The 25,179-nt window shown below is 71.4% G+C and carries 29 protein-coding genes and 1 tRNA gene; 18 read left to right on the top strand and 12 right to left on the bottom strand.

Annotation, left to right across the window (positions count from 1 at the left end):
- Positions 1-24: 24 nt before the first annotated feature.
- From MR1_RS02710 to MR1_RS02695, 4 genes are all read left to right on the top strand, one after another.
- Complete coding sequence (locus MR1_RS02710) at positions 25-945, top strand: ACP S-malonyltransferase (RefSeq protein ID WP_067243149.1); 921 nt, start codon at positions 25-27, stop codon at positions 943-945.
- Entirely contained in the window at positions 942-1,940 is a 999-nt protein-coding gene (locus MR1_RS02705) for a beta-ketoacyl-ACP synthase III (protein WP_067243148.1), read from the top strand. The genes MR1_RS02710 and MR1_RS02705 overlap by 4 nt, the downstream gene beginning before the upstream one ends.
- Before the next feature lie 64 nt (positions 1,941-2,004).
- Positions 2,005-2,253: an acyl carrier protein gene (locus MR1_RS02700; RefSeq protein ID WP_067243147.1), complete on the top strand. Its 249-nt coding sequence runs from the start codon at positions 2,005-2,007 to the stop codon at positions 2,251-2,253.
- 120 nt (positions 2,254-2,373) lie between these two features.
- Positions 2,374-3,615, top strand: a complete 1,242-nt coding sequence (locus MR1_RS02695) for a beta-ketoacyl-[acyl-carrier-protein] synthase family protein (RefSeq protein WP_067243146.1) — start codon at positions 2,374-2,376, stop codon at positions 3,613-3,615.
- A gap of 178 nt (positions 3,616-3,793) precedes the next feature.
- Here MR1_RS02695 and MR1_RS02690 read toward each other — a convergent pair whose 3' ends face one another.
- A complete protein-coding gene (locus MR1_RS02690; protein WP_067243145.1) occupies positions 3,794-4,297 on the bottom strand; it encodes a DUF3145 domain-containing protein in 504 nt (167 codons plus the stop codon).
- A 238-nt stretch (positions 4,298-4,535) separates the two neighbouring features.
- Positions 4,536-5,309, bottom strand: coding sequence for a hypothetical protein (locus MR1_RS02685; RefSeq protein ID WP_067243191.1), 774 nt, complete (start codon positions 5,307-5,309; stop codon positions 4,536-4,538).
- Between the two features lie 240 nt (positions 5,310-5,549).
- Between MR1_RS02685 and MR1_RS02680 the strand changes: the two genes are divergently transcribed.
- From MR1_RS02680 to MR1_RS02670, 3 genes are all read left to right on the top strand, one after another.
- Positions 5,550-7,544, top strand: coding sequence for a DUF262 domain-containing protein (locus MR1_RS02680; RefSeq protein WP_255218075.1), 1,995 nt, complete (start codon positions 5,550-5,552; stop codon positions 7,542-7,544).
- Positions 7,544-8,800 (top strand): alpha/beta fold hydrolase, encoded by a 1,257-nt coding sequence (locus tag MR1_RS02675; RefSeq protein ID WP_067243143.1) that lies wholly within the window; start codon positions 7,544-7,546, stop codon positions 8,798-8,800. Before MR1_RS02680 ends, MR1_RS02675 begins: the two co-directional genes overlap by 1 nt.
- A gap of 112 nt (positions 8,801-8,912) precedes the next feature.
- Complete coding sequence (locus tag MR1_RS02670; protein WP_067243142.1) at positions 8,913-9,428, top strand: FHA domain-containing protein; 516 nt, start codon at positions 8,913-8,915, stop codon at positions 9,426-9,428.
- A gap of 54 nt (positions 9,429-9,482) precedes the next feature.
- On the opposite strand, the gene MR1_RS02665 is transcribed toward MR1_RS02670, so the two are convergent.
- Both MR1_RS02665 and MR1_RS02660 read right to left on the bottom strand, forming a co-directional pair.
- On the bottom strand, positions 9,483-9,749 hold the full coding sequence (locus MR1_RS02665; RefSeq protein ID WP_067243141.1) for a DUF7218 family protein: 267 nt from the start codon (positions 9,747-9,749) through the stop codon (positions 9,483-9,485).
- 36 nt (positions 9,750-9,785) lie between these two features.
- Positions 9,786-9,989: a hypothetical protein gene (locus tag MR1_RS02660; RefSeq protein ID WP_067243140.1), complete on the bottom strand. Its 204-nt coding sequence runs from the start codon at positions 9,987-9,989 to the stop codon at positions 9,786-9,788.
- A 180-nt stretch (positions 9,990-10,169) separates the two neighbouring features.
- Here MR1_RS02660 and MR1_RS02655 point away from each other — a divergent pair, with 180 nt between their 5' ends.
- Positions 10,170-11,252, top strand: coding sequence for a carboxylate-amine ligase (locus tag MR1_RS02655; RefSeq protein ID WP_067243139.1), 1,083 nt, complete (start codon positions 10,170-10,172; stop codon positions 11,250-11,252).
- Positions 11,253-11,291: 39 nt separating this feature from the next.
- Here the strand turns inward: MR1_RS02655 and MR1_RS02650 are convergent, their stop codons facing one another.
- The gene (locus MR1_RS02650; protein ID WP_067243138.1) at positions 11,292-11,651 is read right to left on the bottom strand and encodes a DUF7882 family protein; all 360 of its coding nucleotides are present in this window, start codon (positions 11,649-11,651) and stop codon (positions 11,292-11,294) included.
- A gap of 108 nt (positions 11,652-11,759) precedes the next feature.
- On the bottom strand, positions 11,760-12,227 hold the full coding sequence (locus MR1_RS02645; protein WP_067243137.1) for an SRPBCC family protein: 468 nt from the start codon (positions 12,225-12,227) through the stop codon (positions 11,760-11,762).
- Between the two features lie 178 nt (positions 12,228-12,405).
- Between MR1_RS02645 and MR1_RS19650 the strand changes: the two genes are divergently transcribed.
- The 3 genes from MR1_RS19650 to MR1_RS02635 are packed head-to-tail and all read left to right on the top strand — an operon-like array spanning position 12,406 to position 13,433.
- Positions 12,406-12,636 carry a hypothetical protein gene (locus tag MR1_RS19650; protein WP_157517872.1) on the top strand — a complete coding sequence of 77 codons (231 nt, stop codon included), beginning with the start codon at positions 12,406-12,408 and terminating at the stop codon, positions 12,634-12,636.
- Positions 12,617-12,754 (top strand): hypothetical protein, encoded by a 138-nt coding sequence (locus tag MR1_RS19645; protein ID WP_157517871.1) that lies wholly within the window; start codon positions 12,617-12,619, stop codon positions 12,752-12,754. Before MR1_RS19650 ends, MR1_RS19645 begins: the two co-directional genes overlap by 20 nt.
- Before the next feature lies 1 nt (position 12,755).
- Positions 12,756-13,433 carry a DUF6766 family protein gene (locus MR1_RS02635; protein WP_067243135.1) on the top strand — a complete coding sequence of 226 codons (678 nt, stop codon included), beginning with the start codon at positions 12,756-12,758 and terminating at the stop codon, positions 13,431-13,433.
- A 2-nt stretch (positions 13,434-13,435) separates the two neighbouring features.
- On the opposite strand, the gene MR1_RS02630 is transcribed toward MR1_RS02635, so the two are convergent.
- Positions 13,436-13,921, bottom strand: a complete 486-nt coding sequence (locus tag MR1_RS02630) for a DUF4383 domain-containing protein (protein ID WP_231820961.1) — start codon at positions 13,919-13,921, stop codon at positions 13,436-13,438.
- A gap of 181 nt (positions 13,922-14,102) precedes the next feature.
- Between MR1_RS02630 and MR1_RS02625 the strand changes: the two genes are divergently transcribed.
- From MR1_RS02625 to MR1_RS02600, 6 genes are all read left to right on the top strand, one after another.
- Positions 14,103-15,608, top strand: coding sequence for an FAD-dependent oxidoreductase (locus tag MR1_RS02625; protein WP_217996168.1), 1,506 nt, complete (start codon positions 14,103-14,105; stop codon positions 15,606-15,608).
- Positions 15,605-16,561 (top strand): TIGR03557 family F420-dependent LLM class oxidoreductase, encoded by a 957-nt coding sequence (locus MR1_RS02620; protein WP_067243134.1) that lies wholly within the window; start codon positions 15,605-15,607, stop codon positions 16,559-16,561. The genes MR1_RS02625 and MR1_RS02620 overlap by 4 nt, the downstream gene beginning before the upstream one ends.
- On the top strand, positions 16,558-18,207 hold the full coding sequence (locus MR1_RS02615) for an alpha-amylase family protein (RefSeq protein ID WP_067243133.1): 1,650 nt from the start codon (positions 16,558-16,560) through the stop codon (positions 18,205-18,207). The genes MR1_RS02620 and MR1_RS02615 overlap by 4 nt, the downstream gene beginning before the upstream one ends.
- A gap of 67 nt (positions 18,208-18,274) precedes the next feature.
- Positions 18,275-19,153 (top strand): SDR family oxidoreductase, encoded by an 879-nt coding sequence (locus MR1_RS02610; RefSeq protein ID WP_231820965.1) that lies wholly within the window; start codon positions 18,275-18,277, stop codon positions 19,151-19,153.
- Positions 19,150-19,458, top strand: coding sequence for a hypothetical protein (locus MR1_RS02605; RefSeq protein WP_067243131.1), 309 nt, complete (start codon positions 19,150-19,152; stop codon positions 19,456-19,458). Before MR1_RS02610 ends, MR1_RS02605 begins: the two co-directional genes overlap by 4 nt.
- A gap of 8 nt (positions 19,459-19,466) precedes the next feature.
- Positions 19,467-20,438 (top strand): CorA family divalent cation transporter, encoded by a 972-nt coding sequence (locus MR1_RS02600; protein ID WP_067243130.1) that lies wholly within the window; start codon positions 19,467-19,469, stop codon positions 20,436-20,438.
- 38 nt (positions 20,439-20,476) lie between these two features.
- Here the strand turns inward: MR1_RS02600 and MR1_RS02595 are convergent.
- The 3 genes from MR1_RS02595 to MR1_RS02585 form a co-directional block, all read right to left on the bottom strand.
- Positions 20,477-20,550, bottom strand: a tRNA-Ile gene (locus tag MR1_RS02595).
- A gap of 46 nt (positions 20,551-20,596) precedes the next feature.
- Positions 20,597-21,142: a gamma carbonic anhydrase family protein gene (locus MR1_RS02590; RefSeq protein ID WP_067243129.1), complete on the bottom strand. Its 546-nt coding sequence runs from the start codon at positions 21,140-21,142 to the stop codon at positions 20,597-20,599.
- The gene (locus MR1_RS02585; protein WP_255218074.1) at positions 21,139-23,262 is read right to left on the bottom strand and encodes an acyltransferase family protein; all 2,124 of its coding nucleotides are present in this window, start codon (positions 23,260-23,262) and stop codon (positions 21,139-21,141) included. Before MR1_RS02585 ends, MR1_RS02590 begins: the two co-directional genes overlap by 4 nt.
- Positions 23,263-23,457: 195 nt before the next feature.
- Between MR1_RS02585 and MR1_RS02580 the strand changes: the two genes are divergently transcribed.
- The gene (locus MR1_RS02580; RefSeq protein WP_067243128.1) at positions 23,458-23,943 is read left to right on the top strand and encodes a Dps family protein; all 486 of its coding nucleotides are present in this window, start codon (positions 23,458-23,460) and stop codon (positions 23,941-23,943) included.
- A gap of 72 nt (positions 23,944-24,015) precedes the next feature.
- On the opposite strand, the gene MR1_RS02575 is transcribed toward MR1_RS02580, so the two are convergent.
- Together MR1_RS02575 and MR1_RS02570 are read right to left on the bottom strand one after the other, a co-directional pair.
- Positions 24,016-24,684, bottom strand: coding sequence for a response regulator transcription factor (locus MR1_RS02575; protein WP_174522501.1), 669 nt, complete (start codon positions 24,682-24,684; stop codon positions 24,016-24,018).
- Positions 24,685-24,722: 38 nt separating this feature from the next.
- On the bottom strand, positions 24,723-25,179 hold a 457-nt coding region (locus MR1_RS02570), incomplete at its 5' end, for a sensor histidine kinase (protein WP_409366236.1).

Genomic DNA, 25,179 nt, shown 5'->3' with positions numbered 1-25,179 from the left:
GCATTCGTTGGCAGACTGGAACCCGTGATCGTCGTCGCATGTCCCGGACAGGGCTCTCAGACCCCCGGATTCCTCTCCCCCTGGCTCGAGCTCGAAGGAGTCGCCGAGCTGCTGGACTCCTTCTCCGAGGCGGCCGAGGTGGACCTCGCTCTGCACGGCACGGAGTCGGACGCCGATACGATCCGGGACACCCGGATCGCGCAGCCGCTCATCGTCGCCGCGTCGATGATCGCCGGCAAGCTCCTGCGCGAGCGCGCCGGCCGAACGCCGGACGGGATCGCGGGCCACTCGGTCGGCGAGCTCGCCGCCCTGGCCGGCGCCGGGGTCGTTTCGGGAACCACCGCGATGCGTCTGGTCGGCATCCGCGGCCGAGCCATGGCCGATGCGGCCGCCGCCACGCCCACCGGCATGAGCGCGGTGCTCGGCGGCGATGAGGACGCGGTCCTCGCCCGACTCGCCGAACTGGAGCTGACCCCCGCGAACTACAACGGCGGCAGCCAGATCGTCGCGGCCGGGACCCTCCCGGCCCTCGCCGCGCTCTCCGAGGAGCCGGTGCGGGGCACGCGCGTCATCCCGCTGCAGGTGGCCGGCGCGTTCCACACCTCCTACATGGCCCCCGCGGTGGAGACCCTCCGTGCGGCCGTCGACGGCGTCGAGGCGCAGGACCCCCAGACGCTGCTGTGGACGAACCACGACGGATCCGTGGTCTCGGACGGATCCGCGGCGCTGGAGCTCCTCGTGAACCAGGTCGCCTCCCCCGTGCGCTGGGACCTCTGCATGGCGTCGTTCGCCGAGCACGGTATCACCGGCCTCATCGAGCTCGCCCCCGCCGGCGCGCTCACCGGTCTGGCCAAGCGCGGGCTGCGCGGCGTTCCGGCCGTCGCGGTGAAGACCCCCGAAGACCTCGACGCGGCCGTGGCGCTGCTGAACGGAGAAGCCGCATGACCGGGCTCACGCAGGCCACCGGGCCCGCCTACACGCGCATCTACGCATACGGCGCCGCACGCGGCGAGAACGCCGTCCCCAACGAGGACCTCGTCGGTCCGATCGATTCCAGCGACGAGTGGATCCGGCAGCGCACCGGAATCGTCACGCGGGTCCGCGCGGACGCCGGCACGGACGCGATCGACCTCGCCACCGAGGCCGCCAAGGAGGCCGTCGCGACCGCGGGCATCGACCCGGCGGACGTCGACCTCGTGATCGTGGCGACGATCAGCAACCCGAAGCAGACCCCGTCCGTGTCGGCGATCGTCGCGGACCGGATCGGCGCGAACCCCGCCGCGGCCTACGACATGAACGCCGCGTGCGCGGGGTACGCGTACGGCATCGCCCAGGCAGACGCCCTGATCCGCGCCGGAGCGGCCCGGTACGCCGTCGTGATCGGGGCCGAGAAGCTGTCCGACATCGTCGACCCCACCGACCGGAGCATCTCGTTCCTGCTCGGCGACGGCGCCGGCGCCGCGGTCGTGGGCCCGAGCGACACGCCGGGCATCTCCCCTGCGGTGTGGGGCTCGGACGGCTCCAAGGCCGACGCCGTCGGCATGAACCACACCCTCGTCGACTTCCGCGACGGGAAGGCTCCGTGGCCGACCCTGCGCCAGGAGGGGCCGACCGTGTTCCGCTGGGCCGTCTGGGAGATGGTCAAGGTCGCTCGGGAGGCGCTGGAGAAGGCCGGTGTGGAGGCCTCGGATCTCGCCGCCTTCATCCCCCACCAGGCGAACATGCGGATCGTCGACGAGTTCGCCAAGCAGCTGAAGCTCCCAGAGAGCACGGTGATCGCGCGCGACATCGAGACCACCGGCAACACGTCCGCGGCCTCGATCCCGCTCGCCAGTCACCGTCTCATGCAGGAGCACCCGGAGCTCAGCGGCGGCCTCGCCCTGCAGATCGGGTTCGGCGCGGGTCTCGTGTTCGCCGCGCAGGTCGTCGTGCTCCCCTGACGATCCGTCGTCGCCTCCTAGACTGTTCACCGGTTCCGAAACCATCCAAGAAAGAGGAAAAGCCATGGCTTTCACCAACGATGAGGTCCTCGCGGGCCTCGCCGAGCTCATCACCGACGAGACGGGCATCGACGCCTCCGAGGTCGCCCTCGAGAAGTCCTTCACGGACGACCTCGACATCGATTCGATCTCGATGATGACGATCGTCGTCAACGCCGAGGAGAAGTTCGGCGTGACCATCCCGGACGACGAGGTCAAGAACCTCAAGACCGTCAAGGACGCGGTCGACTTCATCGTCGCCGGCCAGGAGTGACACCCGTGGATGCCACCCCCGCGTCCGCGGGGCGTGGCGTCCTCGCCTCATGGCGCCTTCTCCCCCACACGGACACATGACCCGCGATCGCGGACACCCAGCCCCACAAGGACTCCCCACATGACCAAGCGCATCGTCGTCACCGGCATCGGCGCGACCTCCGGGATCGGAGGGACGGCTCCCGAGAACTGGGCCAACCTCCTCGCCGGCGCGTCCGGCACCCACACCCTGGAGCACGACTGGGTCGCGCAGTACGAGCTGCCCGTGACCTTCGCGGCCGAGGCCTCCGTCCGGCCCGAGGAGGTCCTGCCCCGCCATGAGGCCAAGCGGCTCGACCCGTCGACCCAGTTCGCCCTCATCGCCGCCCGGGAGGCCTGGGAGGACGCCGGTGCGCCCGACGTCGAGCCCGAGCGGCTCGGCGTCGACTGGGCGACGGGCATCGGCGGACTATGGACGCTGCTCGATGCCTGGGACACCCTGCGCGAGAAGGGTCCGCGGCGTGTGATGCCGCTGACGGTCCCGATGCTCATGCCGAACGCCGGCGCGGGGAACCTCTCGCTGCACTTCGGCGCGAAGGCGTACGCCCGCTCCGTGGTCAGCGCGTGCGCGTCGAGCACGGAGTCCATCGTCAACGCCTACGAGCACCTGCAGGACGGACTCGCGGACGTCGTGATCGCGGGAGGCGCGGAATCCGCGATCCACCCGATCACGATGGCCGCGTTCGCGTCCGCACAGGCGCTCTCGCGGCGCAACGACGACCCGGAGCACGCATCGCGGCCCGGCGCCGTCGACCGCGACGGCTTCGTGATGGGCGAAGGCGGCGCCGCGGTCGTCATGGAGACCGAGGAGCACGCCAAGGCCCGCGGAGCGAAGATCTACGCCTACGTCGTGGGCGGCGGGGTCACCGCGGACGCCTACCACATCACCGGCAACGACCCCGAGGGATGGGGTGCGGCACGCGCGGTCGAGCAGGCGCTGGCCGCGGCCGGGGCCACCGCCGACGAGGTCACCCACATCAACGCCCACGCCACCTCGACCCCGGTCGGCGACCCGAACGAGTACGTCGCGCTCAAGCGCATCTTCGGCGACCGCCTGGACGAGATCCCCGTCTCGGCCACCAAGGCGTCGACGGGGCACCTTCTCGGCGGCACCGGCGCGCTGGAGGCGGTGTTCACCATCCTGGCGCTGCGCGACCGCGTCGCACCGCCCACGATCAACATGACCGAGCAGGATCCCGAGGTGCCGTTCCGGCTCTCCGGCGAGCCGCAGCCGCTGGGAGAGGGCCCGCAGCTCGCCATCAGCAACTCGTTCGGCTTCGGCGGACACAACGCGGTCGCCGCGTTCCGCAGCTACGACGGCTGAGGCCCGTCCGCTCGTCTCGAGACCTCGAGGCCCCCGGGATCATCCCGGGGGCCTCGTATCGTCCGGGGCGCCGATTCCCTTTCCCGCCGGCCGGGTCCTTGCTCTCCGGTCTTCGGTAGTCGGGCCTCTGCGCCCCTGCCTGATCCCGACCCCGACGAGACGCCGGAATCGGACGCGGCTAGCCGACCTTGTGGAGCCAGACCACGTGCGCGTCGTCGCTCGCGTGCCGGAAGGGCTCGAGCTCTTCGTCCCACGCCGCTCCCAGCGCGACGTCGAGCTCGCGCTGGAGGTCGACCGCGTTCCCGGCGGCGATCTCCATCGCGTAACGGATGCGGTCCTCTCCGACGACGATGTTGCCGGCGGCGTCGGTCTGCGCGTAGTGGATGCCGAGCCCCGGCGTGTGCAGCCAGCGTCCGCCGTCGCTGCGCGGCGTCGGGTCCTCGGTCACCTCGAAACGGAGATGCTCCCAGCCGCGGATCGCCGTCGCCAGCGCGGCTCCCGTCCCGGCCGGGCCGTCCCAGTAGAACTCCGCCCTGCGGGCGCCTTCCAGCACGGGCTGGTCCGCCCACTCGAAGTTGACGGCGCGCCCGAGGGCGCGACCCACCGCCCACTCCAGGTGGGGGCAGAGCGCGCGTGGCGCGGAGTGGATGAACACCACTCCGCGTGCGTGTGCAGTCGCCATGTTCTCTCCGTTTCCTCAGGTGCGTCTTCCCCTACGACCTGATCCGCGAAGCACGGCGTTCCTATGCGGTTATGCGCCCATTCTCACCGATGATCGGCGAAATCACAAGCATGTAACTCTTGACGTCGCCGGCGTGTCGGCGACGGCGTCCGCCGACAGGACGACGCGGGCCCCGGACGCTGTCGCGCCGGGGCCCGCGGTACGTGTCCGCCCTGGGGCGGTCACCGTGCGAGGAGGCTCAGGCCTCGCTCATCGCGATCTTCTCCTGCTGGCCCTTGGCGGCGTAGTAGGCCGCCCGGGCGGCGTCGCGCCGCGCCTGCTCGGCGTAGCCGGCGTCGAGGACGTCCTGCGAGACCTCATAGTTCTCGACGTCCTGCGTGCCGTGGTACTTCTCGATGTACGCATCGAGCTCGGGGCCCGAGGTCCACGAGGTGATGAGGCAGTAGCGGGGCTCGGTGCCGTTGTGGGTAGCGGCGTGCCACAGACGCTGCGTGTCCACGATCAGCTGTGCGCCGGCCGGCAGGGCGATGCGGTACTCGACGCTCGGGTCGGTCCGGTTCTCGCGCAGGACGAAGTAGCTGTCCTTGTCGTCGGTCAGGTTGAAGAAGCCGCGAACGACCCAGCCGGTGCCGTCGGGGTTGAGGCGGTTGTTGTCGTCCTGGTGCAGGTTGTACAGGCACTCGCCGTACGTGGTCGGCTGCAGCTCGATCACGCGGCAGCGGCCGACGTTCGCACCCGGCTCCTGCGCCCGACGGGTCAGGTTCGGCGCCTTGGCCGTCTGCGAGTCGATCCAGACGCCGTCCTTGTCGGTGCGCGGCGGCACGTGGTTCCAGAACCCGTTGCACTCGATCTCGCCCTTGGCCGAGGCCAGGGGAGCGAAGCGCGTGTCACCCGAGGACTTCCAGTCGACGTACTCGATGTCGAGCCACTCCTTGGGGTCGAGCTCCTGGGCGTAGCTGTCGAGGACGACGAAGCCCTTGTCCTCGAGGGCGGCGGACTTGATGTATCCCATGATCTGAGTCATGTCCTTTCATAAGGGGCCAGCGAAGTTTTTACAGGCCCTTCTTAGGACAGCCTAACATCGGGCTCCGCGCGTGCCCGGGGACCCCGCGCCGTGAAAAACCGACGGGCCGCCCGGAGCACCGGACGCCCGCTGCGGAGAGGGGCACGGCCTAAGCTGGAAGGGCCGGCGAGCGCGCAGCATGCCGGCGTACGAGGACCGCAGAGCAAGGGACGAGTCAGCAGAATGAGCATGGCCACGAACGTCGAGGCGACCGCAGTCAACACGATCGAATGGCTCTCCGCCGACTCCACGACCATCGTGGTCCCGGTGTATCAGAGGCAGTACCGGTGGGACATCGGCGGCTGCGAGCAGCTCCTCGCCGACGTCCGCGCGGTGGCGGCTCAGGACGACGCGCACCGCCACTTCATCGGCTCGATCCTGTCGGCTCAGGACGCCGGTGCCGACGCGGACCTCGTGCTGATCGACGGGCAGCAGCGGATCACCACCCTCATGCTCCTCGTCGCCGCCCTGCATCACGCGGTGCGGGAGCAGGACCCGGCGCTCGCCGCCGAGCTCGAGCGCGTCCTGGTGCGGGCCGACGACGCGACGCGCACGAAGCTGCGCCCGCACCACGCGTGGGCGGACCTCTACGAGTCCGTCGTGCTGGACCGCCGCTCCCCCTCCGACGAGCGCGAGTCGCGCTTCGACGACAACTACGCCTTCTTCCGCAGTCAGGTCCACGCGGACGAGGCGCCCCGGATCTGGCGCGGGCTGCAGAAGCTGGAGCACGTGTCCATCACGCTCGGCGCGGACGCGAACGCCCAGCAGATCTTCGAGAGCCTGAACTCGACCGGAGAGCCCCTTCGCGACCACGAGCTGATCCACAACTACGTGCTGATGGGCCTGTCCCACGCCGAGCAGCTCGCGGTGGAGACGGAGTTCTGGCTGCCGATCGAACGCAACACCGGGGAGCTCATCGGCGCGTTCTGGCGTCACTTCCTGATCATGACGACCGGCCGCGAAGTGGCCGTCGCCGGCGAGCACGGCGTGTACAGCGCCTTCCGCCAGAGCTTCCCGCACCTCGGGCTGGACGAGCTTCGGACGCAGGCGGGCGTCTGGCGCGAGTTCTCGGAGATCTACCGGGTGCTGCTCGACCCCTCCCGCGAGCCCGATCCCGACATCCGTCGTCAGCTCCGGTACGTGAACACGTTCGGGCGCGCGACGTACCCGCTGCTGCTCAGTGCCTACCGCGACCACTCGCTCGGCCTGATCGGCAAGGACGAGCTCATCGGCACGCTGGAGAACGTCCAGTCGCTCCTGCTGCGGCGCAGCGTGGTGGGCGTCCCGACGGACCGCCTGATCGCCCGGCTCTGCCGCGCCCGCGCCCAGGGCCCGGAACAGCTCCTGCGCGCCATCGCCCGAATCACCCCCTCCGACGAGCGCGTCCGGGTCGCGCTGAAGTACAGCGAGCTCCCCCACGCGGCCTACGTCCTGGGCCGGCTCGAGGGGATCGACGATCCGGAGGCCTTCGACGTCGAGCACATCGTCCCGCTGGCGCCGCATGAGTCCTGGTCCGGTGACGGCGAGCGCCCGTGGAGCGAGTACACGGAGGACGAGCAGAACAGTCACCGCGCGCTCGCGCCGACCCTGGGGAACCTCACGCTGCTGGAGGCGCCGCTGGCAGAGCGGGTGTTCGGGGCCTCCTTCCCCGACAAGCGCGACACCTATGCGCGCAGCCGTGCCGCGGGCACCCGCGTGCTCGCGACGCGCGACGCCTGGGGCACCTCCGCCATCGCCGCGCGGACGGTGGAGCTGACCGAGACGTTCGTGTCGGTGTGGAAGCGCCCGGCGGTCACCGACATCGACGACGACGGACTGACCCCGATCCTGGACGCCGTGCGCCGGCGCGGATGGCCCCAGGGCTGGGACCGCGAGTTCGAGTACGTGGAGTACCGCGGCGAGCACTGGGAGGTCTACGACGTCAAGTACCTCTTCAATCGCGTGTTCCGGCGGGGATGGACCGACACCCGCGACGCCGTCCTCGCGTACAGCGCCCGTCGGGGCGGCCCGATCTACGGGGAGAAGGCGTGGAACGGACAGTGGGACGAGCTGGACGAGAACCACTTCCTCTACATGGGCTGGGATTCCAAGTACATGATGGGCGCGATCCAGGGTCTGCTGGAGGAGTCCGGACTCGCCCCCGAGGTCTTCGTCAAGTACTCCTACATCGGGAACGTGATGTGATGACCTCGGCGCGCACCACCGTCCGCCGGATGCAGGATCTGACGGTTCACGAACACACGCTGACGGTTCCCCTCGTGTGGGGGGACCGGTCCGACACCCGCACCATCGACGTCTTCGCCGCGGTCGTGTCGCGGTCCGGCGGCGAGGAGCTCCCGTTCCTCGTCTTCCTCCAGGGCGGCCCCGGACACGAGGCGCCCCGGGCCTTCCACTCCCCCACGGGGCCGCTGTGGCTGGACGACGCCCTCCGGGAGTACCGCGTCGTCCTGCTCGACCAGCGGGGCACCGGGCGCTCGACGCCGGTCGGGGACCGAGATCTCGACGCGGGCCCTGATGCGGCCGCCGAGCGTCTCACCCATCTGCGCGCGGACGCGATCGTCCGCGACGCCGAGGCGCTGCGGGCGCATCTCGGCGCCGACCGGTGGAACCTGCTCGGCCAGTCGTTCGGCGGTTTCACCACGCTCGCCTACCTCAGTGCCTTCCCCGACGCCCTGGACCACGTGTACATCACCGGAGGGCTCAGCACCGTCACCCGCCATCCGGACGAGGTCTACGCGCTGTGCTACGACAAGATGCGCGATGCGTCGAACCGCTACTACCGGCGCTTCCCCGAGCACCGGGACCGGATGCGCCGCCTCGTCGACCGGGCCGCGTCCGGCGGCATCGTGCTCCCGGACGGCGAGGTCGTCTCGCCGTCCCGCCTGCGTTCGGTCGGCTCCGCCCTCGGCACCAACGACGGCTGGCAGTCGATCTGGTCCCTGCTCGAGCTCGATCCGGACTCCCCCGCCTTCCGGTACGACCTCGCCCGCGCGATGCCGTTCGACGGACGCAACCCGCTCTACTACGTGTTCCACGAGTCCAGTTACGCGAGCGGCCACACCACCTCGTGGTCCGCCGAACGGGTCGAGCCGGACGACTTCCGCGAGGACGTCACCCTGTTCACCGGCGAGCACATCCGCAGCGAGTGGACCGAGACCGTACCTGCGTTCCGCCCCTGGGCGGCCGTCGCCCGTGCCCTCGCCGAGCACCCGTGGCCGCGGATCTACGACGCCGAGGCCCTCGCCTCGTCCGGCGCGCGGGGTGCCGCCGCCGTGTACGTCAACGACGTCTACGTCCCGCTGGAGTTCTCCCTGGAGACCGCCGCGCTCCTGCCGGGCGTGACCCCGTGGATCACGAGCGAGTACGAGCACAACGGCCTGCGATCGGGCCCCGTCCTCGCCCGCCTGCAGGACATCGTGCGCGGTCGCCGGGTGCGCTGACCCGACGCCGCCCGGGCTCTGCCGTTGCAGGGCGCCGGCGTCAACCCCCTCGAGCATCGGTCGTCGCCTGCATTAGCGTGCATCGTCCACGAACCCGACGGAAGGCGCAGACATGTCGCACGACGACGCACGAGAGCCCGCACACGGCCTCCCCGAGCCGACCAGGGGCGGAACGACGCACGCCGCCTGGGGCGCGGGGAATCCGCGGCTGCTCGTCTCCCGGGAGGACGAACGCCAGGTCTTCGATCTCGTCGACGACCGCACGGCGATCGGCTCCGCACCGGATGCGCAGCTCCGACTCGACGGCGCGGACCCTGTGCACGCGACGATCACGCATGACGACCGGGACGAGTACGTGCTGGAGCTGCACGCCGCCGGGGAGATGAACGCCCGCCCGGACGTCTCGGGGACGGACGCGGAGCGGGGCGAGATCCTCCGCACCGGGGCCCGGTTCACCGTGGCCGACTGGACCCTCGTGTTCCAGCGCGACGAGTTCGCGGATCATGGCCGCCCGTACGGCGGGCGCGAAGGCGGCGAGCTGTCCGACCAGCCTCCGCAGCCCGCGCGACCGGACTACCGGCGCGACGAGCCGGGCGACGAGCGCCCGCTGGAGGTGCACGACAGCTGAGGGCCGCGGAGGACGACGGGACGCGCGGGCGCCCCGTCGTCCTCCCCCGCGAGCTCAGCTGTTGCGGAGCATGTCGATCAGCTCGCCCTTTCGGCGATCGGAGTAGCCGTGCAGACCGATCTCCTTCGCGCGATGGCGCAGTTCATCGACCGTCCACTCCTCGTACGGTTCCGCATCGCCGCCACGGCGACCGACCGCGGAACGGCCGTCCCTGGCCGCGGCGTTCGCGATCCGCGCGGCCTTCTGCTTGGAGGCGCCGTCCTCGCGCAGCTCCTGGTAGACCTCTTCATCCTTCACGCTGTTCCTGCGCGAACCGGGCATGTCTCTGCTCCTCTCGTGTGATCCGTTCTCGCGGCCTCAGTCCACCTGTTCGCCCTGGGTCCGGATGAACTGTCGGTCCTCCGGGCCCAGACTCGCTCCGTCCGGGATGTCGGTGCCCGTGGATTCCGCGATCTCGCGGCGCACCTCCTCCGACAACGGGGCGTCGAGGTCGCGGAGGATGCGATGCTTGGCCTCCATGGACAGCGTCGGCCACCACCGATGCGCGTCGTACTCGGCCATCCGGATCTCCTCTCGACTCGGCGGACGTCGGCCCGCATCGCCAGGCTGTCGCGGTCACGCGGAGCGGACGAGGGCCTTGACGATCCCCGCTCGGCGTGACAGTGCGCCGCCGTGTCAAGAGTCTGTCGCGTCGGCGGCGTCCGTCTCAGAATGAGGGGCCCCTTCCGACAGGAGAACGCGATGACCGCAGACACGTTCGGGGTCGAGGAGGAGTTCATGCTCGTCGACCCGGCGCGGCTCACCCCCGTGCACGAGGGGCCGGCGGCCATCGCTGCGCTCCGTGGCGGCCGAGGATACGGAGATGTGGCCGCCGAGTTCCTCCCCTGCCAGATCGAGCACTCCACGCGGGTCTGCTCCGGCTGGGACGAGCTCGCGGACGAACTCCACGCCTTCCGACGGGCTCTGTCGCACTGGGCCGACCGGCACGGGCTCCTGGCCGTCGGCAGCGGCACCCCGTACCGTCGACCGCAGGAGACGGCGCCGCCGCGCTCCGCCCGCTATCGCCGCATCGCCCGCGACGTCGGCGCGCTGACGCAGGAGCACCTCTTGAACGGCCTGCATGTGCACACCTGCATCCCGGACAGGGAGCAGGGGGTGCGAGTGATGAACGGCCTGCGCCCCTGGCTGCCGCTCCTGCTGGCCGTGTCCGCGAACTCCCCGTTCTGGGAGGGGCAGGACACCGGGTACCGCAGCTGGCGGGCGATCCAGACCCGCCGCTGGACCACCTACGGGGTGCCCCCGTTCCTCCGCGACGCGGACGAGTACGACCGGCTGCACGCGCGGTTGACCGACGTCGGCGCCACGCGGAAGGGCGATGGGCTCAACTGGGCGATCCGCTTCTCCGCGCACCTGCCCACCATCGAGACCCGCGTGTGCGACGCCCAGCTGACCCCTGCGGCGTCGGTCTCGCTCGCTGCCCTCCTCGTGGCACTCGCCCGCTCCTTCGACGACGCCCGCGTCGAGCCGGAGCCGATTCCCTCGGCCGTGATCGACGCGGAGATGTGGCACGCGGCCCGCTACGGGCTCTCCCGCGGCGCCTTCGATCCGGTGTCCGGCCGTCACGAGACGGCGGGCGTCGTCCTCGACCGTCTGCGTGCGACGATCCGCCCCGTGGCCACCGCATCGATGCGCGTGCTCATCGACGACCTTCTGGACGCGACGTCGCGCGAACGCTCCGGAGCGGATCTCCAACGCCGTGCCGGAAAGGAGGGCGACACCGGCCTCGCCTCCCTGTACCGCCGCGCGATGACCGCCGCACCCTGAGAACCCTGTGCCCGCGGCACCCCGTGCCCGACCGCGTGCTCAGCGCCCTCCGCCGTCGATGTCGTCCTCTTCCCACTGGGTGCTCGGCGCCGCCGACGAGGACTCGGCGGGCTCGGGCACGAGGTACAGCCCGTGCGGCGAGTTCGCGGTGTACGCGAGCGCGTCGATCCACGCGACGTTCAGACGCGGCTGTCTGCTGCCGAAGTACTTGTAGACCATCGGCACCTGCGGGTGCATCCAGACGCTGGTGCGGCCGTCCCCGACGCTGGCGTCGTCGCGCCAGGTGAAGAAGAACGACTCGCCGCGGCGCAGTTTGCTGCCGATCACCACCTGCAGGTGGGCGAGCACCCGGTCGTCGAACTCCTTCTTGACGGTCCCGTCGTACGTGAGAGTGCCCATGCTCCTCCTTCGGGCGCGACTCCGGCGGACCGGAGTCCGCCGTGGGGGAAGCCGCCCCGTGATCCCAGGCTCGCATCGACGCGCCGCGGGGGCAAGTTCGAGGGCGGATCAGTCCGTCTGCTCCCCGCCGTGGATCTCTCCGCGCCATGCGCCCGTGGGGTGGTGCGTCTCGATGAAACGCTTGAAGTTCTCCAGGTCCCGGCGCACCATGGCGTCGTCGATGCCCAGAGCGGCTCCCGCGCGCTCGGAGAAGGTCTCCGGCCGCCAGCTCATCTCCAGGGACACGCGTGTGCCGCCCGACGGGTCCACCGCGAACCGGACGGTGCCGGCGTGGACCTCCTCGTCGACGCTGCGCCAGGTGATGTGATCATCGGGCACCTGGTCGACCACCGTGGCGGTGAACTCGCGTCTGACGCCGCCGATCTCCACCCGCCACCGCGTGCGCTCCGCTGTCGTCTGCTCGATGCTCTCCACCGCCGTCATGAAGTCGGGGAAGTCCTCGAACTGGGTCCACTGGTCGTAGGCGACCGGCACCGGGACGTCGACGACCGTGGATGCCCGCACTGTGCTGTACATGCTCGTCTCCTCGCGCTCGGAAGAGCGAGATTACGTCCCTCTCCGCACCGACGCAGGAGGGTTCCGCCCGCCGGAGGGCATGAGTATGCTCCGCTACCCCGCTACTCGCGACGCCCGGCCAGGGCAACCCCCTCGCCGCGGGACGCGCGCCGCCCTAGCCTCCCATCACGAGGCGCGCATGACGCCTTCGGCGCGTGCGCCCCGCATCGCCGTCCGTCAGCCCCTGGAGGCCACCATGAGTTCACGACACGACCCCGGTCGTCCCGACCCCCGCGATCGCGGAACGCAGGGACACCCTTCCCAGGCCGAGGGCGAGGATCCGGATGCCCCCGAGGGCACCGACCCCTGGATCCCCGGCCACCCGTCCCAGGCCGAGGGCGAGGATCCCGATGACGACGCCGACTCCTGAGGGGATCGCCGAGGAGCGGCGGGCTCGCATCGGCATGGCCGTCGTGTTCTGGACCTGGATCACGATCCTGGGCGGCGGGCTGGTCGCCATGCTGGCCATCGCTGGGACGGGACGCTGACATGCGCCGTCTCATCCGCGACCATGCCCTGAGCCTGCTGTTCCTCCTCCTGTTCCTCGGGGCGCTCGGGGGACAGGCGATCGCCGGGTACGCCCGCTACGCCTCTGAGCAACAGGAGCACGGGGGCGTCGTCGAGAGCTTCGGCGGCTTCCTGCTCTCCTCCGAGTTCGTCGTCGACGTCGCCGAGAACTGGCAGTCCGAGTTCCTCCAGTTCCTGCTCTTCATCACGGCGACCATCTGGCTCGTGCAGCGCGGCTCGCCCGAGTCGAAGAAGCCGGAGGACGAGGGCCCCGGGAACGATGAGGATCAGCTCGTCGGGGCGCACGCGCGACCGGACTCACCGCGATGGGCGCGCGCCGGCGGCTGGCGGACCTGGCTCTACGGCAACTCGCTCGTCCTGGTGATGGGGGCGGTCTTCGTCCTGTCGTGGCTCGCACAGTCCCTCGCCGGCGCGGTGGTCTACAACGCCGAGCAGGCACAGCACGGCCAGCCCGCGATCACCTGGGCGCAGTACCTCGCGTCCCCCGACTTCTGGGATCGCACGCTGCAGAACTGGCAGTCGGAGTTCCTCGCGGTGGGTGCGATGGTGGGCCTGTCCATCTATCTCCGCCAGCGCGGGTCAGCCGAGTCCAAGCCCGTGGGCGTTCCGTATCGGCTCAGCGCCTGGGAGTCCGACTGACCTCAGTCCAGTGCGCGGACGCCCGTCGCCCGCGGGCGTCCGCGTCGGCCGATCACCAGCGCGGAGAGGATCATCAGGACGGCCAGCACCAGGTGCAGCACGTTGTCGGCGGCATTGAGCGGGACGACATCGCCCTCCCGGCCCGCGAGGAAGAGCCCGTAGACCCACAGCGCCAGATAGACCACTCCGCCCCACAGCAGGTAATGGCGGGAGGCCGCCGGGCGGATCGCCGCGACGACGCCGACGACGCCGAACAGCAGGTGCACGGCGTTGTGGAGGACGGACACCTGGAAGAGACCGAGCAGGTACGCCTCCGAGCCGTGTCCCAGCGGCTGCAGGTGCTCCAGGCCCTGGGTCAGCCCCGGGACGAAGCCGGCCACCCCGACGAGGAGGAAGACCACGCCGGCGGCGAGCGCCACCTTCTGCACCGCGCTGCCCGCGTACGGCTGCCCCGGCCGTGCCTCGGATCGGTCGTCCGTCGTCATCATGGCTCCTCCTGCGGTCGTCGCCCGACGCACGACGCTAGCCCGGCCATGGCGGGCCGCCGAGGGGATTGACAACGTCCCGGCGCCGACCGATCCGGTGTCAACCCCCTGCCGGTCCGGACGAGGCGGGGCGAGGGTGCGAGGCGGGCGCAGAGGACCGCGACGCGCCCGAGAGGAGGGTCCCATGCCGATCCGTGCGGAGTCGCTGTGGCGGGAGTGCCCCGTGGAGGTGCCAACGACGCCCCTCCCCCAGGCCGTCGAGGTCCTGGTGGCGGGAGCCGGGCTGACCGGTCTCACCTGCGCCCTGGAACTGGCTCGCCGCGGGCACCGCGTGCACGTCGTGGAGGCGCGACGGATCGGCGCGGGCACGACCGGAGGAACCACCGGCAAGCTGAGCCTGCTGCAGGGCGGGAGGTACGGCGAGGTGCACCGCCGCGCCGGACGCTCGGCCCTGGGCGCATACGCGGCCGCGAACCGCGTCGGCGCGGATTGGCTCCGCCGCGAGATGCGCGAGGATCCCGGCGCCCTGCACGGCGAGACCGCCGTGACGTTCGCGACCTCTCCCGAGGGGCTGCGGGCACTGTCGCGCGAACGGGAGGCGAGCAGGATCGCCGGCGTCCCGCTGCTCTCCGGCGGCGACACAGGGCTTCCCTTCCCGGTGCTCGGTGTCCTGCGGCTGGGCGACCAGGCCGCTCTCGATCCGCGGGAGGTCCTGCGGATCCTGTCGGAGCGGGCGTTCCGTGCCGGCGTCGGGTTCAGCATGGGCGCCCGCGTCACCGGCGCCGATCCGCTGCCCGGCGGGGTCGACGTGACCACGACCGGAGGAAGGACCCGTGCGTCCCGCCTCGTCGTCGCGACGGGCTTCCCCGCGGTGGAGGACGGGTCCTTCACCATGCTCCTGTCGCCGTCCCGGGAGTTCGTCGCCGCCTACCGGGTGCGGGATCAGGACGCCCTGCCCCGCGGGATGCATCTCTCCGTCGACCATCCGCGCCGGTCGTTGCGCACGGCGGTCGACGGATCCGGCGAGACGCTGCTCCTCGTCGGCGGAGAGCCGTTCGTCCCCGGGCGGGTGTCTGACACCGGCGCGCGTCTGGCCGCGCTCGACGCGTGGACGCAGGAGCGCTTCGGCGTCGCGCAACGCGTGCGGTGGTGGGGCGCGCAGGACTACGCCCTTCCGACGATGCTCCCCTTCGCCGGCGCCCGTCCGCGGACGGGCGAGCGGATCCTTCTGGCCACCGGCTACGCGAAGTGGGGAATGACCAACGCCGTCGCCGCAGCGCTCGCCGTGGCCGCCCGCGTCGACGGCGGCTCGCCGCCCTGGTCCGAGGTGTTCGAACGGCCGCGGATCGGCTTGCGGAGCGCGCCCACGCTCGTGGGCGCCGCTGCGGCGACCGCGGTCAACGCCCTGCGCGGCCGGGTGCTGCCGACCCGTCGCCCCGCGCCGGACTCCGTCGTGCGTGCACGGGTGGTGCGACGGGGTCTCGGCCCTCCCGTGGCCGAGACCCGCACCCGGGAGGGGCGCTGTGCGGTGTCGGCGGTGTGCACGCATCTCGGGGGCATCGTCACGTGGAACGACGTGGAGCGCAGCTGGGACTGTCCGCTCCACGGCTCGCGGTTCGCGCCGGACGGGACCGTCCTCGAAGGGCCCGCCGTCCGGGATCTTCCCCGCGTCGACGAGGAGCGGCCGTGATCGTCGGGTATCACGCGTCGCACGAGCAGTTCGGCCCGGACCTGCTCCGGGACTGCGTGATCGCGGCGGAACGTGCCGGGTTCGATGCCGCGATGTGCTCGGACCACCTCGCCCCGTGGGGCGCGCGGCAGGGCGAGTCCGGATTCGCCTGGGCATGGCTCGGGGCCGTCCTTCAGGCCACCTCCCTGCCTCTGGGCGTCGTGACCGCGCCGGGCTACCGGTACCACCCCGCGGTGATCGCCCAGGCGGTCGCGACGGTGGAGCTGATGTTCCCCGGGCGGTTCTGGGCCGCGTTGGGCAGCGGCGAGGCGGTCAACGAGCACGTGACCGCCCTCCCCTGGCCCGCGAAGCCCGACCGCGACCGCGCCTGGGAGGCCACTGCCCGCTCCATCCGAGAGCTCCTCCGCGGGCAGGTCGTCACCGCGCTCGATCCTCCGCGCATCGACCGTGCCCGGGTGTGGAGCCTGCCGCTCTCCCCTCCGCCGCTGCTCGCCGCGGCGGTCTCCCCGGCGACCGCCGCCCGGGCCGCCCGCTGGGCCGACGGGCTGATCACGGTCGCGCCCCAGCCCGATCCGCCCGAGCGGGTGCTGGCGGCGTTCCGCGATGCGGCGGGACGAGGACGCGCAGTCCTCCAGGTCCACGTCTGCCTCGCCGAGAGCGAGTCGCTGGCGCTGGCGGCCGCCAGGGACCAGTGGCGTCACAGCGCCGTCCCCGCCGATCGCGTGTGGGACCTCGCGCTGCCGGAGGAGTTCGACGCCCATCCCGCCCCGGACGACGACGCCCTCCGCTCCGCCGTCGTCATCGACACCGACGCCGGACGACTGGCGGAGAGGATCCTCGACCTCGCCCGCGGGTTCGACGAAGTCCAGCTCCACCAGGTGGCCAGGGACCAGCTGGCCTTCATCGACCGCGCGGGAAGCGAACTGCTCCCCGCGCTGCGGAGCGCCGCATGAAGCCCGCGGACGTGAGCGACCTCTGGTGGCGTACGGCCGTCGTCTACTGCCTCGACGTCGAGACGTTCCAGGACTCGAACGGCGACGGCATCGGGGACTTCCCCGGCCTGTCCAGGCGGATCGAGCACCTCGTCGAGCTCGGGGTGACCTGCGTCTGGCTCCTGCCGTTCCACCCCTCCCCGAACCGCGATGACGGCTACGACATCAGCGACCACTACGGAGTCGACCCGCGCCTGGGCACGGCGGGCGACGTCGTGGAGTTCCTACGCATCGCGCACGACCGCGGCATCCGCGTGATCATGGATCTCGTCCTCAACCACACCTCGGACCGGCACCCCTGGTTCCGCTCGGCCCGTCGCTCGCCGGACAGCCCGTTCCGCGACTACTACGTCTGGTCCGACGATCCTCCGCGAGCGGGGCATCATCCCGTGTTCCCCGGCGAGGAGGACGACGTCTGGACGTTCGACGAGAAGGCCGGGCAGTACTACCACCACTCGTTCCACCGGTTCCAGCCCGACCTGAACCTCGCCCACCCCGCGGTGCGGGCCGAGTTCGCGCGCATCGTCGGCTACTGGCTGGAACTGGGCGTCGACGGCTTCCGCCTCGACGCCGTGCCCTTCCTCATCGGACCGCCCGGCGCCGCCGACCACGCGGATCCGCACGCCTTCCTCCGTGAGCTGCGACGGTTCATCGGGCGGCGGCGCGGGGACGCCGTGCTCCTCGGCGAGGTGGGACTCAGCCACGCCGACCAGGTGGAGTACTTCGGCACCCGCGGGACGGAGCTGGACCTGCAGTTCGACTTCGACACGATGACCGCCACGTTCCTCGCCCTGGCCCGCCGCGAGGCGGAGCCGCTGCGCGCGATCCTCGGGAGCCGTCCGCTCGTGGACGCGAGCCAGGGATGGGCGATGTTCCTGCGCAACCACGACGAGCTGACGGTCGAGCTCCGAAAGCCCGACGAGCGGGAGGACGTGTTCGCGGCGTTCGCGCCGGACGAGCGCCAGCGCGTCTACGACCGCGGGATCACCCGCCGGCTCGCTCCCCTGCTCGACGGCGACCCGCGACGCCTCCGCCTCGCCTACAGTCTGCTCTTCTCCGCGCCCGGCGCACCGGTGCTGCTCTACGGCGAGGAGATCGGGATGGGAGAGATCCCCCGGACGCCCGACCGCCTCGCCGTCCGCACGCCGATGCAGTGGACGGCGGAGCCTGCCGCAGGCTTCTCCACGGCCCGGCGCTCGCGCCTGGTCCGCCGCCTCCCGGACGGCGGCTACGCCCCGCGTCATGTCTCCGTCCAGGAGCAGCAGAACGATCCCGGCTCCCTGCTCGCCTTCATCCGCCGGCTCATCGCGCGGTACCGGGCGACGCCCGAGATCGCGTGGGGGCGGACGGAGGTGCTGCCGGCGGACGACCCCGCCGTCTTCAGCCACGCACAGATCGAGGACGACCGCGTCTTCCTCGCCGTGCACAATCTGTCCGAGTCCGCCTGCAGCGTCCGCGTGGACCTGCGCTCCCTGCCCCCGCACGGCCCGCTGCGCGACATCCTGGGCACCGGTGCTCCTGCCGCCGACGCCGAGGAGCGGACGATGACCATCGACCTCGACGCCTACGGCTTCCGCTGGTTCCTGGGCGACCGGGGGCAGGGATGATGTCAACCCCCTCGTGATGCCGTCGCGCGCACGGCAGTCTCGGACGAGGCCATCGAGAGGAGACACCGTGAACCGTGCCGCCGACCCCCGCACCCTCCACGACGACCAGTTCGCCCCGCAGAGCCAGGAGCAGCCGGGGCAGACGTCCCGGATGCGTCCCCGACCGGATCATGGCGAGGAGTCCTACCGCGGCCACGGACGGCTCGCGGACCGCAAGACCTTCATCACCGGCGGGGACTCGGGCATCGGACGGGCGGTCGCGATCGCCTTCGCCCGCGAGGGCGCCGATGTCGCGATCGTGCACATGCCCGAGGAGCAGGAGGACGCGGACGACACGCTCGGATTGATCCGCGACGCCGGTCGCACCGGTCTCAGCCTGGCCGGTGACGTGCGCGATGAGGCCTTCGCGGAGGAGAGCGTGAAGGAGGCGCGGCGCAGCTTCGGGCGTCTCGACGTCGTCGTGCTCAATGCCGGATACCAGCACGATGTGGAGGGGCTGGCGCAATTGGACACCGAGGACATGCGCCGGGTCTTCCAGACGAACCTGGAGGGACTGCTCTTCTCGGCCCGCACGGCGCTGCCGCTGCTCGAATCGGGGGCGTCCCTCATCGTCACCGCCTCGATCCAGGCCTTCCAGCCGTCCCCGGGCCTCATCGACTACGCCATGACCAAGGCCGCGCAGGTCGCGTTCGTGAAGGCGCTGGCGGAGGAGGCCGGGCCCCGCGGCATCCGCGTGAACGCGGTGGCCCCCGGTCCGATCTGGACGCCGCTCATCCCCGGCACAGGATGGGACGAGGACAAGGTGGCCGAGTTCGGCAGCGACACGCCCCTGGGGCGCGCCGGACAGCCGGCCGAGCTCGCCGGTGCCTACGTCTTCCTCGCCTCCGACGACGCGTCGTACGTCTCGGGCGCCATCCTGCCCGTCACCGGAGGGAAGCCGCTGTGAACGTCTCGGGGGAACGTCCCGGACCGAGACCCCGCTGGCGGCTGCGACCGCTCGGCGAGACGGGGTGGCGCATCTGCGACGACACCCGGGGCGAGCATGATCCCGCGCACCTCGTCGCCTACGTCGACCGGGACGGCTTCGGCGCACTGAACGTCATCTGGCTGCGCTCGCCGTGTCCGTCGCGGCGCCGCTTCCACGACCTGGACGAGCTGCTCTCGGCACTGGAGTCCCTCGGCGACGTGGACCCGCTGCCCGGGTCGACCCGCCCGGTCCCGATCCCCCACCTCCCGCCGGCGACCGGATGAGGGCCACGATGAGATCCTCGACCGCAACCGGGCACGCGGGCTCGCGCCCCGCCGCAGCGGGGACGTTCTGGACCCTGCTTCCGAACCCCACCCCCGCCGAGCTCGCCCGGGCCACGCAGGGCTGGGACCTGCACCCGCTGATCACGGTCGACCTCACCCAGCGCCGCCGACACCCGAAGCTCGAGCGCTTCGGAGAGGTCCGGTACCTGACCGTGTGGGACATCGACCCACGGGACGGGCGTCAGGCCTCCGATGCCGAGTTGCGGTTCGTCTTCGACGACGAGCGGCTCCTCCTCGTCCAGCAGGGGCCGACGGAGCACCTGCGCGACATCGGGGCCCTCCTCACCGCCGCCGACGCGCTCCCGGTGCGCTCCCCCGTCTCCGCGGTGTACCGGGTGCTCAACGCCGTGGTGACCGACTTCGTCCAGATCGGCGCGGACATCGAGCGGGAGCTCGAAAGGGTGGAGGCCGAGGTCTTCGACAGCCGCGTGCACGAGGACTACCGGCGGATCTACCGTCTGCGGCAGCGGATCGGGACGATCGACCGGGCCGCCTCGGGGCTCGCTGAGGCAGTGCGCGACGGGCGGGCGGAGATCGAGGCCGCCACCGTCGGGGAGACGGCGCTGCGCCCGTACTTCCGCCGCCTCGTGAACGATGTCGAGGGAGTAGCCCGGCTCGCCGCCGCAGAGCACGTCGCCCTCGACGCCGTCGTCTCCAGTCACGAGAGCAACGTCTCGACGCGGCAGAACCAGGACATGCGGACGATCTCCTCCTTCGCCGCGCTCCTGGCGATCCCGACGGTCGTCGCCGGAATCTACGGGATGAACTTCAAGAACCTGCCTCTGGTGCAATGGCAGTTCGGCTGGCTCGTGATCGGACTGTCCATCGTCGTGGTCGATGTCGTCGCGGTCGTGCTCTTCCTCCGGCGGGGCTGGCTCGGCAAGGGGCGGAAGGGCCGTGCCGCGGAGGACGAGGAGTAGCCCGGCAACGGCGGCCCCTACGCCCGCCGGACGGCTCGTGGGGCAGGCGGGACTCGAACCCGCGATCGTTGGGTTATGAGCCCACTGCCTTGACCAGCTTGGCCACTGCCCCGGAGACTCCAGCCTAGCGGGGCGTGACGACGCGCTGTTCGTGCTCGTCAGCGGGTCTCGGCGGGGACGTCGACCGCGGCGGCGTGGGCCGTGGTGTGCCGACGGTACGCGTGGGCGTTCTCGCGCAGGCGCGCCCGTTCCTCGGCGCTGAGCGCTCGGCGCACCTTCGCCGGGACGCCCGCGACGAGCGAACCGTCCGGCACCACGGTTCCGCCGAGCACCACCGCTCCGCCGGCGATCAGGCACTCCTCGCCGATGACCGCTTCGGACAGCACCACGGCGCCCATTCCCACGAGGGACCCGTCACCGATGGTGCAGCCGTGGACCACGGCGTTGTGCCCGATCGAGACGTCCGCTCCGATCCGCACCGGATGGCCCGCGTCGACGTGAACGGACACGTTGTCCTGCACGTTGCTGCCGGCACCGACCGTGATGGCATCGGAATCCGCGCGGAGCACGGCGTTGTACCAGACGCTCGCGCCCTCGCCGAGGACGACCTCCCCCACGATCCGGGACCCTTCGGCCAGGAAGGCCGTCGGATCGATGCGCGGAGAGCGGCCAGGCAGGGACAGGATGCTCCCCCGTCCGCTCATCGCGCCATCGCCTCCTTGAGGGCGGCCGTGTACTGCGGGGCCAGGGTGTCCACGAACGTGGCGGTCAGGTGGTCCTGGTCGCGATAGACGTTGGCGCCGCCCACGACGGTGCGGCAGATCTCGTCGTCGCAGAACACCGAGGTGAAGTCCAGCAGGGTGACGCCCTCCGTCTGCGCTGCCGCGTCGCGCAGCGGGTCGTCGGCGGTCAGCAGCTCCGAGCGCGCGCCGTCGCACGAGGCCGCGTCGCGCGTGCGCAGGCACTTGTTGGGGTCGGTCTCCCACACGGGGTTGTCCACGACGGTCACCACCGGCGTGCCCCGCGCGATCATCTGGCCCCACACGTCCTTGTAGCCGGCGACAGCGGCGTCGTGGCCCGAGTCGAAGCCCCGGGCATCGAACGAGGTGGTCGAGAGCGCGGCGGTGAACGCCACGTCGAAGTCCCGCTTCTCCAGGTCCGCGGCCACCCCGGCGCGCCAGTCGTCGCACGCCTGGCCGAACGCGCCGCCCGCCGCGAGCGGCGTGCTGTTCCACGGGCATGCGCCCTTGAAGTACGTCACCAGGTGCCAGCCCTCGCGCTCGGCGATGTCCTGGAACGTGCTGAGGACCTGGAAGGCGTGGCTGTCCCCGATGAGCGCCACCTGCGGGGCCTCGGGATCGTCCGAGCCGTACTCGCACACGACGGGCCGGGAGTCGTTGAGCTGGACGAAGCAGCCGTCGGCGTTGGACGGTCGGTCCACCCGAGCGAACCCGGGCGCGGGGAGGATCGTGTCGCTCACCGTGCCCGCGCACGCCTCGTCCAGGACCACGGCGGCGCCGAAGCACTCCGGCGGGTTCTCGCGCAGCTCCTTGATCGCCTGGACGCCCCGGTCGTAGGCGGGGGCGTTCACCGCCCAGCCGATGCCCGCGGACCCGGCGACGACCACCATGGCCGCGAGCGACGCCCACAGTGTCAGCCGCGGCGGGCGCGACGTCAGCGGCTTCCAGGAGCGCACGGGGTCCTCCACGAAGCGTTTGGTGAGCCACGCCAGCACGAAGCAGATCACCAGCAGCGCGATCCGGTGGTAGATCGTCAGCCCCCAGAACGGGACCGAGGGGGCGATGATGATGAGCGGCCAGTGCCACAGGTACAGGCTGTAGGAGATGTCGCCCGTGAACGTCATGGGACGCAGCGACAGCACCCGCGTCGGATACCACCAGCGGTCCGTGTTCGAGGCCGCGATCACCGCCGCCGCGCCGAGGGTGGGCAGGGCCGCGGCGTATCCGGGGAAGGGCGTCTGCGCATCGAAGCGGAACGCGCTGTACAGGAGGGCGACGATGCCGGCCCAGCCGAGCACGAAGCTCAGCGCCGCACCGCGCACGCGCAGCATCGGGACCAGCGCGATGACCGCTCCCACGCCGAACTGCCACATCCGGCCGAACGTGACGAAGTATGCCGGCGCCGGGTTCGTGATCGTGAAGACCACGCAGAAGACGAACGACGCGACCGACACGACCCCGATCGCGATGGCGGCGGCCCGCAGCCGCGCACCCCGGAACCACTTCACCGCGACCCATGCGGCAAGGAGCATGATGAGCGGCCAGAGCACGTAGAACTGCTCCTCCAACGAGAGCGACCAGTAGTGCTGCACGGTCGTCGGGTCGCCGGAGTGCGCGAGATAGTCGGCGGAGTCGAAGGCGAGGAACCAGTTCTCGACGTAGAAGGTGGAGGCGACGATCTCCTTGATCTCGCCCGGAAGCGCCGCGGTGGGCATGAGGTAGGGCGTCGACACGACGATCGCGCAGAACAGCAGGACGAGCAGCGATGCCGGCAGGAGCCGGCGAGCCCGCCGGGCCCAGAACCGGCCGAGCCGGACCGTCCCCGTCGAGGTCAGCTCGCGGGCGAGGTGCGAGGTGATGAGGAACCCGGAGATGACGAAGAACACGTCGACGCCGACGTAGCCGCCGCTCAGCCGCGCGGGCCAGAAGTGATAGAGCACCACGAACAGGACGGCGATCGCGCGCAGCCCCTGGACGTGCGGCAGGAACCGGGAGGCGGATGACGAAGCGGTCGAGGCGTCCGCGGAAGGACGAGGACGGGATCGTCGGAGGTCGACGCGGGAGGATTCACCAGCAGAGGCCACCAGACGACGGTAGCGCGGATCCCTGGACGCCCCGGTCCGGCGCGCGCTCACACCGCGGGAAAGGAGTGAGGCGAGCCTTCCCGAACTTGCCTCTGATCTGCGTCTTAGCCATGCCTCAGCTTGCTTGCGGAACATTCTGAGACGAGTAGCGTTGTCCCTGACGAAGCCGGAAACGATCTACGGAGGACGATCAGAATGAGCAAGGCAGAGACCATCACCACCACCGCGAGCGACCCGACCGTCGCCGCCGCCGCCGCGCAGTTCCTGACCCCGGTCGTGCTGGGCCTCCAGGCGCTGACCATCAACGGCAAGCAGGCGCACTGGCACGTCCGCGGCGCCAACTTCGTCGGTGTGCACGAGCTCCTCGACACCATCGTCGCCCACGCCGGCGACTTCGCCGACACCGCGGCGGAGCGCATCGTGGCTCTCGGTCTGCCGATCGACGCGCGCGTCGCCACGGTCGCGGAGAAGGCCGCCGCCACGAAGGTCCCCGCGGGCTTCACGAGCTCGGACGAGCTCGTGCGCGACGTGATCGCGGACATCGACGCGATCCTCGCCGACGTGCGCGCGGCCGTGGAGGGGCTCGACGAGATCGACCTCACCAGCCAGGACGTGGCCATCGAGATCCAGCGCGGCCTGGAGAAGGACCGCTGGTTCCTCGTCTCCCACGTCGCCGCCTGACCACGGCTCACCCGACGAGACCCCGCTCCGCTCCCGGTGCGGGGTCTCGTCGTCTGCGCGCGCGAGAAGCGCTCAGGCGCGGGCGCCGTGCTGCAGATATGTGAGGACCGCGAGGACGCGTCGGTGGTCGGTCCCCGAGTCCTCCAGCCCGAGCTTGCCGAAGATCGCGCTGATGTTCTTCTCCACCGCGCCGACGCCGATCACGAGGCGGTCGGCGATCGACGCGTTGCTGCGACCCGCCGCCATCTCCTCCAGCACGTCGCGTTCCCGCGGCGTGAGCAGGCTCACCGGATCCGGGCCGCGCGATACGAGCTGCTGCACGACCTGGGGATCCAGCACGGTGCCTCCCGCCCGGACCCGGAGAACCGCTTCGGAGAGTTCCTCCAGCGAGGCCACCCTGTCCTTGAGCAGGTAGCCGACCCCGCCGGTTCCGGAGCCGAGGAGCTCGCGCGCATACACCCCCTCGACGTACTGGCTCAGCACGAGGATCGCGATCCCCGGAGCCTCCGCGCGCAGGGACAGGGCGGCGCGGATGCCCTCGTCGCGGAACGTCGGGGGCATCCGGACATCCAGCACCGCGACGTCCGCGCCCGCCTCCCGGGTCCGTGCGACGACGTCGTCGACGTCGCCGTACGCGCCCACGGTCTCGAACCCCGCTTCCTCGAACAGGCGGACCAGCCCCTCGCGGAGCAGCACCGAGTCCTCGAACAGGATCACGCGGGGAGGGCCGGGGATCGTCACCGCTCCAGGATACGGACCCGCGGGTCCGTATCCTGGCGTCACGCGGCCGGGACCCGGACCCGGATCTCGGTGGGGCCGCCGGTCGGGCTGTCGATCTCCATGTCGCCGCGGAGCCCCTGGACGCGCTGACGCAGCCCCTCCAGGCCGTGCCCGGGACGCGGGAGCGCCCCGCCGCGTCCGTCGTCTCGCACCCGGACCTCCACCGCCGCGCCGTCCAGCGTCGCGGTGAGCTCCACGCCCGCGGCCCCCGAGTGCTTCGCGGCGTTCGTGAGCAGCTCGGCGACGACGAAGTAGAGGTTGCGCGAGGTCTCGGGAGTCAGCACGCCGTCGATACGCGGGTCGATCGCGCTGGTGACGGGCAGGGCGCCGGCCGTCCCGAGCGCGCGCAGCGCCTCGACGATCCCTCGGTCCTGCAGCAGAGGCGGCGCGACCCCGCCCGCGAGCGCCCGCAGCTCGTCCAGCGCCGCCTGGGCATGCGCGCGCGACTCCTGCGCG

Source organism: Microbacterium resistens NBRC 103078 (assembly GCF_001552355.1).
In the GTDB taxonomy this organism is placed as follows: domain Bacteria; phylum Actinomycetota; class Actinomycetes; order Actinomycetales; family Microbacteriaceae; genus Microbacterium; species Microbacterium resistens.
Note: the sequence above shows the minus strand (reverse complement) of the source record. Positions and strands in the feature narration are given on the sequence as shown.